Source organism: Vescimonas fastidiosa (genome assembly GCF_018326305.1).
GTDB lineage: Bacteria > Bacillota > Clostridia > Oscillospirales > Oscillospiraceae > Vescimonas > Vescimonas fastidiosa.
Genome location: NZ_AP023416.1, coordinates 193,391 through 209,635 on the forward strand (window position 1 = coordinate 193,391; position 16,245 = coordinate 209,635).

General features: G+C 61.1%; 17 protein-coding genes and 2 tRNA genes. 6 read left to right on the plus strand and 13 right to left on the minus strand.

What is annotated here, in order from left to right:
• Positions 1-28: 28 nt before the first annotated feature.
• Positions 29-325 (minus strand): sigma-70 family RNA polymerase sigma factor, encoded by a 297-nt coding sequence (locus KI236_RS08065; RefSeq protein ID WP_212820979.1) that lies wholly within the window; start codon positions 323-325, stop codon positions 29-31.
• Positions 306-539 (minus strand): hypothetical protein, encoded by a 234-nt coding sequence (locus KI236_RS08070; protein WP_212820982.1) that lies wholly within the window; start codon positions 537-539, stop codon positions 306-308. The genes KI236_RS08065 and KI236_RS08070 overlap by 20 nt, the downstream gene beginning before the upstream one ends.
• A 105-nt stretch (positions 540-644) precedes the next feature.
• Between KI236_RS08070 and KI236_RS08075 the strand changes: the two genes are divergently transcribed.
• From KI236_RS08075 to KI236_RS08085, 3 genes are all read left to right on the plus strand, one after another.
• Positions 645-720, plus strand: a tRNA-Thr gene (locus KI236_RS08075).
• A gap of 16 nt (positions 721-736) precedes the next feature.
• Positions 737-821: transfer RNA gene (locus KI236_RS08080), tRNA-Tyr, on the plus strand.
• Positions 822-1,334: 513 nt separating this feature from the next.
• Positions 1,335-2,087, plus strand: coding sequence for an XRE family transcriptional regulator (locus tag KI236_RS08085; RefSeq protein ID WP_212820984.1), 753 nt, complete (start codon positions 1,335-1,337; stop codon positions 2,085-2,087).
• 63 nt (positions 2,088-2,150) lie between these two features.
• Here KI236_RS08085 and ymfI read toward each other — a convergent pair whose 3' ends face one another.
• Positions 2,151-2,885 (minus strand): elongation factor P 5-aminopentanone reductase, encoded by a 735-nt coding sequence (gene ymfI, locus KI236_RS08090; RefSeq protein WP_212820986.1) that lies wholly within the window; start codon positions 2,883-2,885, stop codon positions 2,151-2,153.
• Positions 2,886-3,153: 268 nt separating this feature from the next.
• Here ymfI and lspA point away from each other — a divergent pair, with 268 nt between their 5' ends.
• Together lspA and KI236_RS08100 are read left to right on the plus strand one after the other, a co-directional pair.
• Complete coding sequence (lspA, locus tag KI236_RS08095) at positions 3,154-3,654, plus strand: signal peptidase II (protein WP_212820988.1); 501 nt, start codon at positions 3,154-3,156, stop codon at positions 3,652-3,654.
• The gene (locus tag KI236_RS08100; protein WP_212820990.1) at positions 3,623-4,540 is read left to right on the plus strand and encodes an RluA family pseudouridine synthase; all 918 of its coding nucleotides are present in this window, start codon (positions 3,623-3,625) and stop codon (positions 4,538-4,540) included. The genes lspA and KI236_RS08100 overlap by 32 nt, the downstream gene beginning before the upstream one ends.
• 583 nt (positions 4,541-5,123) lie before the next feature.
• Here KI236_RS08100 and KI236_RS08105 read toward each other — a convergent pair.
• The 3 genes from KI236_RS08105 to nifS all read right to left on the minus strand — a co-directional run bounded on the left by KI236_RS08105 (position 5,124) and on the right by nifS (position 7,249).
• Complete coding sequence (locus KI236_RS08105; protein ID WP_212820992.1) at positions 5,124-5,546, minus strand: RrF2 family transcriptional regulator; 423 nt, start codon at positions 5,544-5,546, stop codon at positions 5,124-5,126.
• A gap of 64 nt (positions 5,547-5,610) precedes the next feature.
• On the minus strand, positions 5,611-6,045 hold the full coding sequence (gene nifU / locus KI236_RS08110; RefSeq protein WP_212820994.1) for a Fe-S cluster assembly scaffold protein NifU: 435 nt from the start codon (positions 6,043-6,045) through the stop codon (positions 5,611-5,613).
• A 16-nt stretch (positions 6,046-6,061) separates the two neighbouring features.
• The gene (nifS, locus tag KI236_RS08115; protein ID WP_212820996.1) at positions 6,062-7,249 is read right to left on the minus strand and encodes a cysteine desulfurase NifS; all 1,188 of its coding nucleotides are present in this window, start codon (positions 7,247-7,249) and stop codon (positions 6,062-6,064) included.
• A gap of 244 nt (positions 7,250-7,493) precedes the next feature.
• Between nifS and KI236_RS08120 the strand changes: the two genes are divergently transcribed.
• Positions 7,494-7,865 (plus strand): metal-dependent transcriptional regulator, encoded by a 372-nt coding sequence (locus KI236_RS08120; protein WP_212820998.1) that lies wholly within the window; start codon positions 7,494-7,496, stop codon positions 7,863-7,865.
• Positions 7,866-8,159: 294 nt separating this feature from the next.
• Here KI236_RS08120 and KI236_RS08125 read toward each other — a convergent pair whose 3' ends face one another.
• The 7 genes from KI236_RS08125 to KI236_RS08155 all read right to left on the minus strand — a co-directional run bounded on the left by KI236_RS08125 (position 8,160) and on the right by KI236_RS08155 (position 16,215).
• Positions 8,160-9,326 carry an AI-2E family transporter gene (locus tag KI236_RS08125; RefSeq protein ID WP_212821000.1) on the minus strand — a complete coding sequence of 389 codons (1,167 nt, stop codon included), beginning with the start codon at positions 9,324-9,326 and terminating at the stop codon, positions 8,160-8,162.
• A gap of 328 nt (positions 9,327-9,654) precedes the next feature.
• Complete coding sequence (locus KI236_RS08130; RefSeq protein WP_212821003.1) at positions 9,655-10,650, minus strand: lipoate--protein ligase; 996 nt, start codon at positions 10,648-10,650, stop codon at positions 9,655-9,657.
• A 78-nt stretch (positions 10,651-10,728) separates the two neighbouring features.
• Positions 10,729-12,456 carry a dihydrolipoyl dehydrogenase gene (gene lpdA, locus KI236_RS08135; RefSeq protein WP_212821005.1) on the minus strand — a complete coding sequence of 576 codons (1,728 nt, stop codon included), beginning with the start codon at positions 12,454-12,456 and terminating at the stop codon, positions 10,729-10,731.
• 18 nt (positions 12,457-12,474) lie between these two features.
• On the minus strand, positions 12,475-13,716 hold the full coding sequence (locus tag KI236_RS08140; RefSeq protein ID WP_212821007.1) for a dihydrolipoamide acetyltransferase family protein: 1,242 nt from the start codon (positions 13,714-13,716) through the stop codon (positions 12,475-12,477).
• Between the two features lie 12 nt (positions 13,717-13,728).
• A complete protein-coding gene (locus KI236_RS08145; RefSeq protein WP_212821008.1) occupies positions 13,729-14,706 on the minus strand; it encodes an alpha-ketoacid dehydrogenase subunit beta in 978 nt (325 codons plus the stop codon).
• Positions 14,703-15,686: a thiamine pyrophosphate-dependent dehydrogenase E1 component subunit alpha gene (locus KI236_RS08150; RefSeq protein ID WP_212821980.1), complete on the minus strand. Its 984-nt coding sequence runs from the start codon at positions 15,684-15,686 to the stop codon at positions 14,703-14,705. The genes KI236_RS08145 and KI236_RS08150 overlap by 4 nt, the downstream gene beginning before the upstream one ends.
• Positions 15,687-15,738: 52 nt before the next feature.
• Positions 15,739-16,215: a PPC domain-containing DNA-binding protein gene (locus KI236_RS08155; protein ID WP_212821011.1), complete on the minus strand. Its 477-nt coding sequence runs from the start codon at positions 16,213-16,215 to the stop codon at positions 15,739-15,741.
• Between the last annotated feature and the right edge of the window lie 30 nt (positions 16,216-16,245).

Consider the following 16,245-nt stretch of genomic DNA (forward strand, 5'->3'; position numbering starts at 1 on the left):
CAGGGGAGGAGCCCCTGCGCCGTAAGGGTTATAGACTGTAGCGCAGGGACTTATAAAGCCGCTCTATGCTCCGGGCTAAGGACCGGGACACGGTGGACTTGTTCAGCCCCAGCTTTTCGGCGATGGCGGTGACGCTCATGCCGCCGGTGAAGCGCAGCCGCAGAATTTCCCGCTGCCTAGGCGTCAGCTCCTGCTGCACCGCCAGAGGAAGGTTGCTGAGCAGACGGCGGATGCGCTCCCGATTGTCGCCGGACTCCTCCTGCCGCCACAGGCACAGGCTGGCGATGTCGATGGGGTCGAAGGCCTCAGAGGGTGTAGTACGCATTTTTGTGATACCCCCTGTCGTAATAGCGGGCGGTGAGCTCCGCCAGCTGGCGGGACTCCCGGTGCAGCGGCTCCAGGTCCCGGATGCGCTGGCGCAGATGCTCCTCGTTCTCCCGACTCTCGCATTGGGCCTGGGCCCGGCGCAGATCCACGATCCGCTGGTGCAGAACCCGGGCCTGCTCCTGATACTGGTACGATAGCTGCTGTAGTGTCATAGTCTCCGTTCTCCTTTTCCATATGTAAAAATTTTGCGGGCCAAATGCACTTTTTTGTTGACAAAGCTCGCGGTTTGTGGTAGCATAATGTTCGCTGGTTGTTGTGCTGGTGTAGCTCAGCTGGTAGAGCAGCTGATTTGTAATCAGCAGGTCGGGGGTTCGAATCCGTCCACCAGCTCCAATTTCATAGATAATATGGGGGATTTCCCGAGTGGCCAAAGGGGACAGACTGTAAATCTGCTGGCGATGCCTTCGGTGGTTCGAATCCACCATCCCCCACCAAAAAGCCGATTGCAAAAGCGATCGGCTTTTTATTTTTGCGCTTTTCGCTATTCTCCTCCACGCAAACCCCTCGCCCTACCGCATTCCTTGTGCCCCTCCGTAGGGGCGGGGTTCTACCCCGCCCGCTCTTCCGCGCCCCTTGTAACGGACGCGGGGCGATGTGGGCATCGCCCCCTACAAAATCCTATCGGTAAGCACTTCGTAGGGCGGCACCCATGTGTGCCGCCGCACACGCACCCCTTGTAACCCCCCTGTCATTGCGAACCAGTGACCGATGTCACTGGTGTGGCAATCCGTTCTCCGTCCCCTTGCACCCGCTCCCGGGAACAACTTTTCTCACAGTATTCTCTATTAGTCACAAGGTTCTTGTCTTGCTTCTTACGGTATCACAAGTTTCTTGTTGTGTCAATACTTAATTTACAAGTTTCTTGTAATTATTGGTTGACAAGCACAAGAAAATAGGGTACACTGTGTCTGAAGATGTCGAATCATGTCAGAACGGGAGGAACGCGTATGGGATTCGGAGAGCAGCTGCGCAGGCGGCGCAAGGAGCTGGGCTACAGCCGGGAGGAGCTGGCCCAGAAGCTGGGCATCACCGGCTCGGCAGTGGGCAACTATGAAACCGGCGTCAGTGCCCCCCGGGAGAGCGTGCTGCTGCGGCTATTCGATGTGCTGCAGGTGGAGCCCAACTACCTGTACCGGGACTTTTACGCCGCCGGACGCCGGGGAGAGGGCGTCAGCAGCGAGGAGGCGTCCCTCCTCCGGAAATACCGGGAGCTGGGCCTCACCGCCCGGCAGACCCTGTGTACCATGCTGGATGCCCTGGGGGTTTTGCAGGCGGAGGCGGAGCAGGATCGGCCTGCCTCGGAGCAGCGGACCATCCCCCTGTACCGTTCCCCGGCGGCGGCTGGCTATGCGGCCCCGGTGTTCGGCGAGGACTACCAACTGCTGACCGTGGACGGGGAGGTTCCCGTGGGGGCGGAGCTGGCGGTGCGCATCCAGGGCGACAGCATGGAGCCCTACATCCGGGACGAGTCCGTGGTGTATGTAAACCACGATCCCCTGCGCTCCGGCGATGTGGGCATTTTCTGCGTAGACGGCGATATGCTCTGCAAGCAGTACTACCGGGACAGCCTGGGCACCGTGTATCTCTTTTCCCTGAACCGCAGCCGCAGCGATGCCGACCAGGTGTTCACCGCCGGCAGCGGCCGCAGCCTCACCTGCTTTGGCCGGGTGATGCTCCACAACCTTCCTCTCCCTATATAAAAAGCGAAAAACGGAGATGTTGCCCCCCTTACGGCAACATCTCCGAAAATTTTTTGACAGTTTTTAAAGGATAAAACCTCCATCGCAGGTAAGCACCTGCCCGGTGATGAAATCCGCCGCCGGATCGGCCAAAAACGCCACCGCCGCGGCAATATCCTCGGGCCTTCCCAGGCGGCCCATAGGCGTCTGCTGTGCCAGCTCCGGGAGCAGCTCCGGGGGCAGCTCATTCAGCATATCCGTGCGGATGACCCCCGGAGCCACGCAGTTCACCCGGATGTGGCTGGGTGCCAGCTCCGCCGCCAGGGACCGGGTCAGGCCGATGAGGGCCGCCTTGGTGGCGGAGTAGGCCACCTCGCAGCTGGCGCCCCGCTGACCCCAGATGGAGGATATATTCACAATGCAGCCCTCATGCTCGTGGAGCATGGCGGGCAGCACCGCCCGGCTGGTGTAGAAGGCTCCGTCCACATTCACGGAGAAAAACTCGTGCCAGCGCTCATCCGTCAGGTCCTGAAACAGGCACTGGCCCGCGATGCCCGCGTTATTTACCAGCAGGGAGACGGGCCCGAAGGTGTCCGCCACCGTGCGGACCATCTCCTCCACCTCCTCCCGGCGGGACACATCCGCCCGGCAGATCATGGCCCGGCAGCCCTCCGCCGTCAGCGCCGCCGCCAGCTCCTCCGCCTTGTCCCGGCGCACCCGGTAGCCGATGGCCACGGCCCAGCCCCGGTGTGCCAGCTCTGTCGCCACAGCCCGTCCGATACCCCGGGACGCCCCGGTGACCAACGCGATCTTTTCCATAATTTTCCACCCTCCAAAATAACATATTAAAAATAGTATAGCAAAATATCCCCGCAAGCGCAAGGAACGCCGTTGCAAATTTCCGGAGATGCGTGTATGATAAGAGCAGCAAACAGCGAAACCGGACTGCCGATAAAGTGGTGCCATTACGATAACGGTAAGGAAGGGCGTGTGAGGGAAACCCAAGAGGGGTGTCCCTCACCATTGAAATCTTAGGCAGCGGGGCGAAAAGACTTTTTCGACACGCTGACATAAAGGAGTATTGCATATGGTGTGGAGCATTGGGCTGCTGGCGGTCCTCATCGGACTGGATCAGGCTCTGAAATACTGGACGGTGACCCATCTGGCCCTGGGGGAGAGCGCAGAGCTGATCCCGGGCTTTCTTCAGCTGACCCGGCTGCACAACTACGGCGCGGCCTGGTCCAGTCTCTCGGGCAAGGTGGTGGTGCTGCTGGTGGTCACCGGTGCGCTGATGGTGGCCGTAGCCTGGCTGCTTATTAAGAAGATCGTGCGCCATCCCCTGGGCGTCACGGCGGGTCTGTTCCTTTTGGGCGGCGGCCTGGGCAATATGATCGACCGGGTCCTCCGGGGCTATGTGGTGGATATGCTGGACATTTCGCCCCTGTTTGACTACCCCATTTTCAACCTGGCGGATTGCTTCGTGGTGGTGGGCGCCGTGCTGGGCGCGGTGTACTACCTGTGGTTCTACGATAAATATGACAAGAAGGAGCGCACCCATGGACACAAGGACCCTGACGGCCACAACTGAATCCGCCGGGGCCCGGCTGGACGCTTTCCTGGCCGCCCGGCTCCCGGACCTGACCCGCTCGGCGGCGGCCCGGCTTATTGAGGGCGGCCTTGTCACCGTAGACGGTAAGCCCGCCGGGAAAAGTGCGCGCCTCACCGGCGGTGAAACGGTCTCCGTGACCCTTCCCCAAGCGGAGGAGCCGGAGGCCCGGCCCCAGGACATCCCCTTGGAGGTGGTCTACGAGGATGCGGATGTAATCGTGGTGAATAAGCCCGTGGGCATGGTGGTCCACCCGGCGCCAGGGCACCCGGACGGCACCCTGGTCAACGCCCTGCTGCACCACTGCGCCGGGAGCCTTTCGGGCATCGGCGGCCAACTGCGCCCCGGCATCGTCCACCGTATCGACCGGGACACCAGCGGCCTCATCATCGCCGCTAAAAACGACGCCGCCCACACCTGCCTGGCCGCCCAGCTGGCCGACCATACCCTGGCCCGGACCTACGAGTGTCTGGCCGTAGGCAATTTCAAAGAGGACAGCGGCACCGTGGATGCCCCCATCGGCCGCCACCGCACCGACCGGAAAAAAATGGCCGTGGTGCCGGACGGACGCCGGGCCGTGACCCACTGGGAGGTCATCGCCCGCTATCAGGGCGTCACCCACCTGCGCTGCCGGCTGGAAACAGGCCGCACCCACCAGATCCGCGTACACCTGGCCTATATCGGCCATCCCATCCTGGGGGACACGGTGTACGGGGCCAAAAAGCCCGTGCCGGGTCTGACGGGCCAGTGCCTCCACGCCACCGGCCTGCAGTTTCTCCACCCCTCCACCGGGGAGAAAATCACCCTCACCTGCCCCTTGCCGGAGGAATTCACAAAAATGCTGAAGAAATTGCAAAGTCAACGCTAACCCAAGAGAAAAGGCGACATGGATAAGCGGAAAGATAAAGGGCAAGCACCGGGCCGGGATAAACCCCCGCCCGGTTTGTTATTCGCACCCGTACCGCAGCCCTGTAAAACTCTCTGTCATTGCGAAGCCAGTGCGCACACTGGCTGTGGCAATCCGCTCCCCCGTCCCCTCGGCCCACTTGCTTAAAGGGGGCTGGCACGGCAAATCCGTGACTGGGGGATTCATTTCCCGCACCCACGGCAGGGCACACGGGCCCTGCCCTACAAAGTGTTGCGTTACCGGGCCCGGGCGGACAGGGTCGTCCGCCCCTACAATCGCTTTCGTAGGGGCGGGGTTCTACCCCGCCCGCGGGAGGGGCAGAGCCCCTCCCCTACGCCCCCCTTGCCCCCCTGTCATTGCGAGGGCGCAACGCGCCCGTGGCAATCCGCATCCCCCGTCTATGGCCCCCTTGCCTAAAGGGGGCTGGCACGGCAAAGCCGTGACTGGGGGATTCTCCCGCCGTACCGCACCTCTTGTAACGCCCCGCCCTGCGATTACCCCATCCGAAAAAATTCCCACGCCGGAAATCCGGCGCGGGAATTTTTTATCCTTTTATCTTCTTTCGTCCGTCCAAAACGCTTTGCAGGCTGATGCTGTCCAAATACTCGTTCACCACCTGCTCCAAACCCGCCCAAATGGGCAGGGTGTCGCATTCATGGCAGCGGGGACAGGCGTTGGGGGAGTGCTCCAGGCAGGCCACCGGCGACAGTCCCCCTTCGGCGGCCCGGAGAATTTCCCCCACCGTGTAGTCCGCCGGGTCCTTAGCCAGGCGATAGCCCCCCTGAAAGCCCCGGGAGGTCTGCAGCAGGCCCGCCCGATTCAGCACCGGGATGATCTGCTCCAGGTACTTTTTGGAAATGTCCTGCCGGGCGGCAATGTCCTTCAGGGCCACTACGCCGCTTCCCTGGTTTTCCGCCAGGTCCAGCATCATTCGCAGGGCGTACCGACCCCGGGTGGAAATTTTCATTCCTTACACGCCTCCCTCTTCACAGGGTCATAATACCACAATTTTATCCCTCTCACAAGGGGTCTCACACCATCCGGCAGCCCTCGCAGCTCTCGCAGTCGGGAAATTGGCTGTGGTCATAGGGGATGCCGCTGCGGTCGTAGTAATCCTTCACGGCGGACTTGATGGCCTCCTCGGCCAGCACGCTGCAGTGCAGCTTGTGGGCGGGCAGGCCGCCCAGAGCATCCACCACATCCTTGTTGGTAATGGCCAGGGCCTCCTCCACGGTCTTGCCCTTGATCATCTCCGTTGCCATGGAGGAGGAGGCAATGGCGCTGCCGCAGCCAAAGGTCTCAAACTTCACATCCTTGATCACATTGTTTTCAATGTCCAGATACATTTTCATAATGTCGCCGCACTTGGCGTTGCCCACTTCGCCCACGCCGCTGGGGTCTTTGATCTCGCCCACATTCCGGGGATGCATGAAATGGTCCATTACAGTGTCGGTATACAGTGCCATGATAATTGCCTCCTTATTACAGCATGAACGGCTTCTTGCCGCTGACCAGGTCTTTCCACATGGGGCTCATATTGCGCAGGTACTCCACAACCCTGGGGACCTCCCGCAAAATGATGTCCACTTCCTCCTCCGTGTTCCACTCGCACAGGCTCAGCCGCAGAGACCCGTGGGCCACCTCGTGGGGCCGGCCGATGGCCAGCAGCACATGGCTGGGGTCCAGGGACCCGGAGGTGCAGGCGCTGCCGGAGCTGGCGCAAATGCCCTTGGCATCCAGCAGAAGCAGCAAACTCTCTCCCTCAATGCCCTCAAAGCAGAAGTTTACATTGCCGGGCAGGCGGTGTACCGGATCGCCGTTGAGGTCGGAATGGGGAATTTTGGACAGGCCCGCGATGAGCTTGTCCCGAAGGGCGGAGACCTTGGCGGCGTTCTCGTCAATATGGTCGCAGGCCTCCTGCAGGGCCGCCGCCATGCCCACGATGGCCGGGAGATTTTCCGTGCCGGCCCGCTTGCCCCGCTCCTGGGCGCCGCCCTCGATGATGTTCACCAGCGGGATACCCTTGCGGGCGTACAGCACGCCGGAGCCCTTGGGCCCGTGGAACTTGTGGCCGGAGAGGGAGAGCATGTCGATGTTCTGCGCCCGGACATCAATGTGCAGGTGTCCCGCCGCCTGCACGGCGTCCGTGTGGAACAGGACTCCCTTTTCCTTGCACACCGCGCCGATCTCCGGGATGGGCAGAATGGAGCCGATCTCGTTGTTGGCGTACATAATGGTCACCAAGGCGGTGTCGGGACGGATGGCCGCAGCCACCTGCTCCGGGGTAATGGTGCCGGTGGTGCCCACAGGCAGCAGCTCCACCTCAAAGCCCTCTTTTTCCAGCTTCTTCAGGGTGTGCAGCACGGCGTGATGCTCAAAGGCGGTGGAGAGGATGTGCTTCTTGCCCTTCAGGGCGCCAAACCGGGCAGCGGAGATAATGGCCTGGTTGTCGGCCTCGCTGCCGCCGGAGGTAAAGATGATCTCCTTGGGGTCACAGCCCAGGCACCGGGCCACGGTCTCCCGGGCGCTCTGGAGCGCCTCGTTGGCTCGCTGCCCCACGGTGTGCAGGCTGGAGGGGTTGCCGTAGTTGCCCTGCAGGCAGGGGAGCATGGCGGCCACGGCGGTGTCGCTCATTCTTGTGGTGGCGGCGTTATCGGTATAAATGGTCATACGCTGGTCCTCCTGGTATGAAAAACTAAAGCCTACTTATTAGGTATGTTTACAATACCTCTAAAAGCATACTTTGTCAATAGGTTTTAGTAAAATATTTTGAATGCCTCTTGTATTTTTTCCGGCGCTGTGCTAACCTAAACATAATGATCATCGGAAAAGTTTCGGACCGCAAACCCTTTGGCAGAAAGCCCGAAACTTTTTCGCCGGACGCAAGCATAATGAAAAGACGGAGTGTGCCTATATGGAAATTCAGAAATCCTCGGAGGACTATTTGGAAACCATGCTGATGATGCAGAAGAAGCACGGCTTCATCCGCTCCATCGATGTGGCGGAGCATTTGGGTGTCACCAAGCCCAGCGTCAGCTATGCCACCAAGCGCCTGCGGGAAAACGGCTACATCACCATGGATAAAACCGGCCTTATCACCTTAGAGCCCAGCGGCCTGGCCATTGCCCAGGAGATGCTGGACCGGCACCGGACCCTCACCGATTTCCTGGTCCGCCTGGGTGTAGACCGGGATACGGCGGAAACCGACGCCTGCAAGATCGAGCACGACATCAGCCCCCAGACCTTTGCGGCCATCTGCCGCCACGCCCAGGCGCATAAGGACTGAATCAGCCCCTAAGCCAAAGGACCGACCCCATTTTCGGGGCCGGTCCTTCTTTTATACTGGCGAAAAAACTTCGTTTTTTCTGCCAAAGGGTTTGCAGTCTGCTGCGCGCATAATTTTTGCGCGAGGCGCAAAAATTCCACACTGGCAGCCTGAGAGGTATTTTTCCCCACGCACATGTCGCGGTGAAAAATGATTTTAATTTTTCGCGTCTGCGGACGCAAACTCTGCGAGGCTTTTGTTGCTTCAAAAAAGACCGGCTCCTGTTTCCGGGGCCGGTCCTTTTATTATATGGTGTTATTCTGTTTCGGGAGGCACGGGCTTCTCGTCATCCTCCGCAGGCTGAGAGCGGACAAAGTCCTGCACCAGCACATAAACCACCGAGCATATCGGCACGCCCAGGAGCATCCCCGCAATGCCGAAAGCACCGCCGCCGATGGTCACCGCCGCCAGGACCCACAGCCCCGGCAGGCCCACGGACTTGCCCACCACTCTGGGATAGATCAGGTTTCCCTCCACCTGCTGCAAGATCAGCAGGAAGATAAGGAAGGTCAGGGCCTTGATGGGGCTCACAAATACAATAAGGAACGCCCCGGTGGCCGCGCCGATCCACGCGCCGAAAATGGGGATAAGGGAGGTAAAGCAGATGATCACCGACACCGGCAGCGCATAGGGCAGGCGCAGTATCAGCATACCCATGCAGCACAGGGTGCCCAGGATGAACGCCTCCGTCACCTGCCCCGTGACAAAGCTGGAAAAGGCGTTGTTGGTGATCTTCAAAATATGCATGGTGCGCTTTCCGGCCTTTTTGGGAATGGCCGCCAGCAGCAGGCGCTTACTCTGGGCCAGCAGCTTTTCCTTCTGGGCCAGCAGGTACACGGAGAATACCAGCGCCAGCAGGAAATTCACCAGCGCCCCCAGGATGGAGGTGGTGATGCCCAGGGTGGTATTCACCACATTGTCGCCGTTGTTGGTGAGGAAGTCCTTCAGCACCTTGGTGGCGTTGTCGGCGTTCATAGACAGCTCCGGCAATGTGACGCCTCGCTCCGCTGCAAAGGCTATGACCCCGTTCCACCAGCTCTGAAGCTGATCCACATAGACGGGCACATTGGCCACCAGCGTGGCCCCGGCCTCCTCCAGACGAGGGATGAGAATGAAGATAATGGCGAAGATGATGCCCAAAAACAGCAGCATGGTCAGCGTCAGGCAGATGGGGCGCTTCAGCTTTCCCCGCCATATCTCCGGCGCCTTGGCCAAGGCCTTGTCCCACAGCCGCTCCACCACCTTCAGCAGCAGGTTTACCACATAGGCGACGCAGATGCCCAGCAGCAGCGGCGCCAGCAAAGAGAAAAAGCTGTCCACCACTGCGCTCAGGGCAGAGAGATTATTCAGCCCCCAGTACAGCAGGATGGCGCAGAGCACCAGCAGTAAAATGCACTTAAAATTCTTCTTATTCAGCTCCAAATGGAACCCACCCTTCTCCGAAATTGCACCGAAATGCACCTAATTACACCTATTATACCATAGCATCTGTGAAGATTCTATGTAGAAAAAGGAAATTTTCCGTGCCGATCCCATAAAAAGCGCGGTGCCCCCGGAGGCCGAAGCCGCCGGGGGCGCCGCTATAGGGGAAAAGGGGAGAGCAAATGAAAGCGGATCACGAAATCGTCGCCTGTGTGCTTCCTCTCCGGCAGATACTATTCCTCCATCTATATTATATTCCATATTATGGGAAATAACAATGTTCCTTTTCCTCCGCATGAAGAGAGGGTATTTGCGCCTGCAGGCGGCCTCAGTCGCTGAACAGGGTGTCCAGGACCTGCTCCCGGGTAATGCCGCCAAAGAGGTCCGCCACCGGATAGCGCTCCAGCACCCGGCAGACCTCCTCCCGGCGGAAGGGCGTACCCAGCAGAGCCTTTGTCAGCGGCTCCAGGCTGCTGACAGACAGGAAATCCCCGTGGAAGATCACATCCGTAATAAGGCCCCGGGACACGGACACGCCCACCTCCAGGCAGCCGCCGTCCCAGTAGCGCTTGGCGGTCATATCGAACCGGGGAGAGCGGCCATAGTTCCACTCCCAGGTGTCGTATTTCTCCGCCTTCAGCGCATCCACCTGGGCCAGCTCCTGGGCTGTCAGAGCGTCAAACACCATGCCGCTGCCGGCCAGAGTTTCCTTCAGATAGGCCCAGAAGGCGGGCATATCCATATCCTGCTTCAAAAAGCTGCGGATATTGCCGATACGGCTGCGGACGGACTTGGTGCTCTTGGAGCGAAACTTCTCCGGGTCCACCTGCAGGGCCCCGGCCACCATGTCGGCATTGGCGTCAAAGAGCAGGGTGCCGTGGTGGAGGATACGGTCTCCCCACAGCCGCTGGGCCGTGCCGGAGACCTTGCGCCCCTCCACCAAAATATCGTTGCGACCGGAGGCCTCCGCCTGCAGGCCCAGGCCCTGCAGCGCCTCCACCACCGGCTGCGTAAACCGGGCCATGCTTAAGGCAGCCCTGTCTCCGGCGTCGGTGATGAAGGAATAATTCAGATTCCCCAGGTCATGGTAGACCGCGCCGCCGCCGGTGCTGCGGCGCACCACATGGATGTGATGGGCCTCCACGAAGGGGCGGTTGATCTCCGCCTCGGTATTCTGGTTCTGCCCCACCACGATGGTGTTGTCGTTCTGCCAGAGCAGAAGATAGTCGCCCCGGGTGCGGTGGGTCAGCACATATTCCTCAAAGGCAAGATTATAATACGGGTCCCGGGAGCCCGTTTCCAAATAGTGTACGGCGTGCTGCATACGGTGTCCTCCTGTCGGTGAAAAAATCCCTCCGAGAGTGAGAGAGGAGAGCTCACGGAGGGATAGAGTAATGCGAACTCAGTTTTTGGTGTGAATGGCGCGCTTTTCGGCGTTCAGAGCCGCCTCGCGCATGGTCTCCGTGACGGTGGGGTGGGAGTGGATGGTGTCGACGATCTCATCCAGGGTCATCTCGCCCTCAATGGCCAAAGCGCCCTCAGCGATGAGGTCGGTGGCCCGGGGCCCGATGATATGCATACCCAAAATCTCGCCGTACTCGGCCCCGGCGATGATCTTCACCAGGCCCTCGCCGCCGTTGAGGATCAGGGCCTTGCCGTTGGCGCTCATGGGGAACTTGCCCACCTTATAGGCAATACCCTGGGCCTTGCACTGCTCCTCGGTCAGACCCACGGAGGCCGCCTCCGGCTCCATGTACACGCAGGTGGGGTTGGTCTTTTCGCAGTATTGGGCCTCCAGGCCGCAGATATTCTCCGAGGCTACCTCGCCCATGGCGGAGGCGGTGTGGGCCAGCTGTGCATGGCCGAACACGCAGTCGCCGATGGCGTACACACCGGGTACATTGGTCTCCATCTTGTCATTGACCAGGATGCGGCCCTTGTCGTTGTCGATCTTTCCGGCGGCCAGGTCCAGCCCGGCGGTATTGGCCTTGCGGCCGATGGCCACCAGCACCTTCTCCGCCTCAAAGCTGACGGTCTTGCCGCTCTTATCCTTGCAGACCACCTTGGCACCCACAGGGCTGCTCTCCACGGACTGCACAGGGCACTCCAGATGGAAGTCCATACCCATCTTCTTCATGTGGGCCACGCCGATCTTGGTCAGGTCGCCGTCCAGCATGGGCAGCATATGGTCCATAGCCTCCACCACGGTGATCTTGGTGCCGAAGGCGGCATAGGCACAGGCCAGCTCCAGACCGATGACGCCGCCGCCGATGACCACCATGGTCTGGGGCAGCTTCTCCAGGGACAGAGCGCCGGTGGAGTCGATGCAGTTGGGATTTTCCTTCAGGCCGGGAATGGGGGGCTGGGCATTGACGGAGCCGGTGGCCACGATAATGGCATCGGCGGTCATGGTCTCCTTGCTGCCGTCGGCCTTGGTGACCTCCAGCTGCTTCTCGCCGGTGAACTTGGCGGTGCCGTCCACCTTCTTGACCTTGTTCATCTTCAGCAGGCCGGCCACACCGCTGGTGAGCTGCTTGCTGATGGCGTTCTTATGGGCGATGACCTGGGGGAAGTTGACCTTTACGCCCTCCACCTCCACGCCGATGTCCTTGCCCTGGGTCTTGATCTGCTCCACCAGCTCGGCGGAATGCAGCAGGCACTTGGTGGGAATGCAGCCCACATTCAGGCAGGTGCCGCCCAGGTACTGCTTCTCCACGACTGTGACCTCCGCACCCAGCTGCGCGGCACGGATGGCAGCCACATAGCCGCCGGGGCCGCCGCCGATGACGATGACGGACTTTTTGCCGCCGGCAGGAGCAGCGGCAGGCGCCGCCGGAGCCTGGGGCACAGCCGCCGCCACAGCGGCAGGCACTGCACCGGGCACAGCCTCGCCGGCCTGACCGATCCAGGCCAGGGTACCCTTAACGGGAATGTCGTCGCCCTCCTGGGCCACCAGCTTCAGCACAACGCCGTCCTGCTCGCTGGTCAGCTCGTTGGTCAGCTTGTCGGTGGTGATCTCTGCCACCACCTCGCCGACCTTTACGGTATCGCCCTCGTGCTTGAGCCACTTGGAAAGAGTGCCCTCCTCCATGGTCAGACCCAGCTGGGGCATTTTCAGTTCATAAGCCATTTTTCTAATCCTCCCCGCTTACAGGATGATGCTCATGGGCTTCTCCAGCAGATCCCGGAGAGCCATCACGAACTTGGCGGCCACGGCGCCGTCGATGAGGCGGTGGTCATAGGTAAAGGACAGGCGCATGACCTGGTGCTTGGAGATGTTGCCCTCGTCGTCCATCACCAGCTCGTCCTCCACGGCGCACACGCCCAGAATGGCGGCATCGGGCTGGTTGACGATGGGGGTGAAGGTCTCAATGCCGAACATACCCAGGTTGGAGACGGAGAAGGTGGAGCCCTTGTACTCGTCCGGGGTCAGCTTGTTGCCCTTGGCCCGGGAGGCCAGATCCTTGGCGGCGGCGGAGAGAGCGTCCAGGCCCATGCGGTCGGCGTCGCGGATCACGGGAACGATCAGTCCCGCGTCCAGAGCCACTGCCATGCCCAGATTTACATGGGCCCGCTGGATGATCTGGTCGCCGTCCAGGCTCACCAGCACCTCCGGGTGCTGACGCAGGCACTTGGCCGTGGCCTTGAGGATCAGATCGTTGACGGAATACTTGTTGCCCGTCTCGGCCAGGAGCATCTTGCGGAACTTCATCAGCTCCGTAACATCCACCTTGGTGTTCTGGGTAACAGGGGGGATCTCCGTGTGGGACTGCAGCATACGCTGGGCCACCACCTTGCGCATACCCGCCAGCTTGGAGACGGTGTCGCCCTCCATCAGCTCCAGCCCGGTCTTGCTCACGGGTTTGGCGGCGGGGGCGGGCTCGGCAGCCACAGGGGCCGCGGCCTTGGGTGCATTGGCGGCAGCCAGCACATCCTGCTGGCGGATACGGCCGCTGGGGCCGCTGCCTACGATACCGCTGACATCCACGCCCAGCTTGGCCGCCGTCTTGCGGGCCAGGGGGGAGATGCGGATGCGGGCGCCGCCTGCGGCCACGGGAGCGGGCACAGGGGCAGCGGTAACGGGTGCGGCGGGAGCAGCCGGGGCGGCAGGTGTAGCGGCAGCGGCGGCAGGGGCATCGCCTACGGCCTCGCCGCTCTGGCCCACATAGCACAGCAGGCCCTTCACGGGTACATCCTCGCCCTCCTGGGCTACGATCTTCAGCAAAACGCCGTCATGCTCGCTGGTGACCTCATTGGTCAGCTTGTCGGTGGTGATCTCCAGCAGCACATCGCCGGTCTTTACGGCATCGCCCTCATGCTTGATCCACTGAGAGACGGTGCCCTCCTCCATGGTCAGGCCCAACTGGGGCATACATACTTCAAAAGCCATAGTTCTCCCTCCTTACTTGTTCAGCACGCGCTTCACCGCGGCCACGATGTCCTCCGGATGGGGGAAGTTCTTGTCCTCCAGCACGGGGCTGAAGGGGGAGCAGATGTTCAGGCCGCAGACACGCTCCACCGGGGCGTCCAGCTCGTCGAACAGCTCCTCGCCGATCTGAGCGGAAAGCTCACCGGCGAAGCTGCCGCGCTTGACCTCCTCGGAGACGATGATGGCGTTGTGGGTCTTGGAAATGGTCTTTACAATGGCGTCCCAATCCAGGGGCACCAGGGTGCGCAGGTCCAGCACCTCGGCCTCAATGCCCTGCTCGGCCAGCTTGGCAGCCGCCTCCAGGGAGAAGTTTACCTCGCGGCTCCAGGTGATGATGGAAATATCCTTGCCCTCCCGCTTCACAGCGGCCTGGCCCAGAGGAATGGTGTACTCCTCCTCGGGGATCTCCTCCTTCTTGGCGTACAGCAGCTTGTGCTCCAGGAAGATAACGGGGTCATCGTCCCGAATGGCGGTTTTCAGCAGGCCCTTGGCATCCGCGGCGGAGCAGGGAGCCACCACCTTCAGGCCGGGGAAGTGGCAGAAGAAGTTCTCCAGAGACTGGGAGTGCTGGCCGGCGTTGCGGCGTCCGGCGCCCATGGGAGCCCGCAGGACCATAGGGACATTGCACTGGCCGCCGGTCATATAGCGGATCTTGGCCGCCTGGTTGAACAGGGGGTCGGCGCACTCGGTGGCGAAGTCGTCATACATCAGCTCCACCACGGGACGCAGGCCGCGCATAGCCGCGCCCACGGCCATACCTACGAAGCCCTCCTCGGAAATGGGGGTATCAATGACCCGGTTGGGGCCGAACTCCTCCAAAAAGCCCTTGGTAATGGCAAACACATTGCCCATAACGGCCATATCCTCGCCCATGATAAAGACATTTTTGTCCCGGAGCATCTCCTCGTGCAGGGCCTCACCGATGGCCTTGCTGACGGTAATCTTTTTCATCGTGCCACACACCTTTCATTGTCGCTCACATACATATCGTCCAGCACCGTGGCGGGATCGGGATACTCGGACTCGTCGGCAAACTTAACGGCCTCGGTCATCTCGGCATCCGCCGCTGCGGTGATCTCGTCCAGCTCCTCCTGGGTGGCGCCCAAAGCCAGCAAACGCTTGCCCAGCTTCATGATGCCGTCATTCTCCAGGGCGTGCTCCATGTACTCCTTGGGGCGGTACACGGCGGGGTCGCCGCAGTAATGGCCCTGATAGCGGTACACAGTGGCCTCCACCAGATAGGGGCCCTTGCCGCTGCGGGCGTGCTCCATGGCCTTCTTCATGGCCTCGTAAACCTCCGTGGGGTTGGTACCGTCCACGATGGCATAGGGCACGCCGTAGGCCTCGGCACGGCTGGCCAGATGGGGGGTATTGGTAACCCGGTGGATCTCGGTGGACACACCGTAGCAGTTGTTTTCAATGAACCACACCATGGGAAGCTGCCATGCGGCGGCCATATTCAGGGACTCGTGGAAGCTGCCCTCGTTGGTGGCGCCGTCGCCGAAGCAGCCCACGGTCACCGCGCCGTCGCCCAGGATCTTGGAGGCCAGAGCGCTGCCGGCAGAGATGGGCTGGCCGCCGCCTACGATGCCGTTGGCGCCCAGGTGGTTCATCTTCTCCATGTCCGCAATGTGCATGGAGCCGCCCTTGCCCTTGCAGTAGCCGGTCTTTTTGCCGAACAGCTCGGCCATAGCCAGCTTGGGGTCAGCGCCCCGGGCAATGGCGTGGCCGTGGCCACGGTGGGTGGAGGTAAAGTAGTCCTGGGGGCCGATAGCGGCGAAAGCGCCGGCCTCAGCAGCCTCCTGACCGATGCTCAGATGGATATTGCCTGCCAGCATACCCTTGGTGAAGCACTCGGCGGCCTTCTCCTCGAAGGTACGGATACGCACCATCGTGCGGTAGAACTCCAAAAGCTGCTCCTTACTGTACATTTCCTTAGTTTTCTTTTCAGCCAATGTTCTCACACCTTTCTTTAGCTGTCCCTTACGCCTGCTTGGGCGCGAACAGGGGCACTTCCAATTCGTCGTCAAATTTTCTTCCCATGACCAGTCCACCGATCTCGGCGATGATCACATCCACGGTGAGCAGCACCTTGGTGCCCTCTACCAGGTGGCCGCCGTGGGCGTTGCCGTAGCGGTCGCTGAGGCTCATGTGTACATGGAGGTTCGTGACCCCCTGGTCATCATGGCAGATGATGCCGCTGCCGGCGGTCAGCTCAATGGGCCCCGTCAGGTGCAGCACCTCGCCGTAGCCGTAGCCGGCCTTCTTGTCCGGCAGCTCCACGGGATTGCAGTAGGCCACACCGTCCAGACTCCCGATAGCGCTGAGGATCACGCCGTTATTGATACCGGCCCGGCGGCAGGCCTCCGTGAGGCCCTGCAGCACATCCGTGCCGGGACGCAGCCGCACGGCGATGACCCGGGTGAGATTGCCCTGGGCCATTTCCAGAATGTCATTCATGGTTATTCACTCCCTATTCCGTTAAAGCTC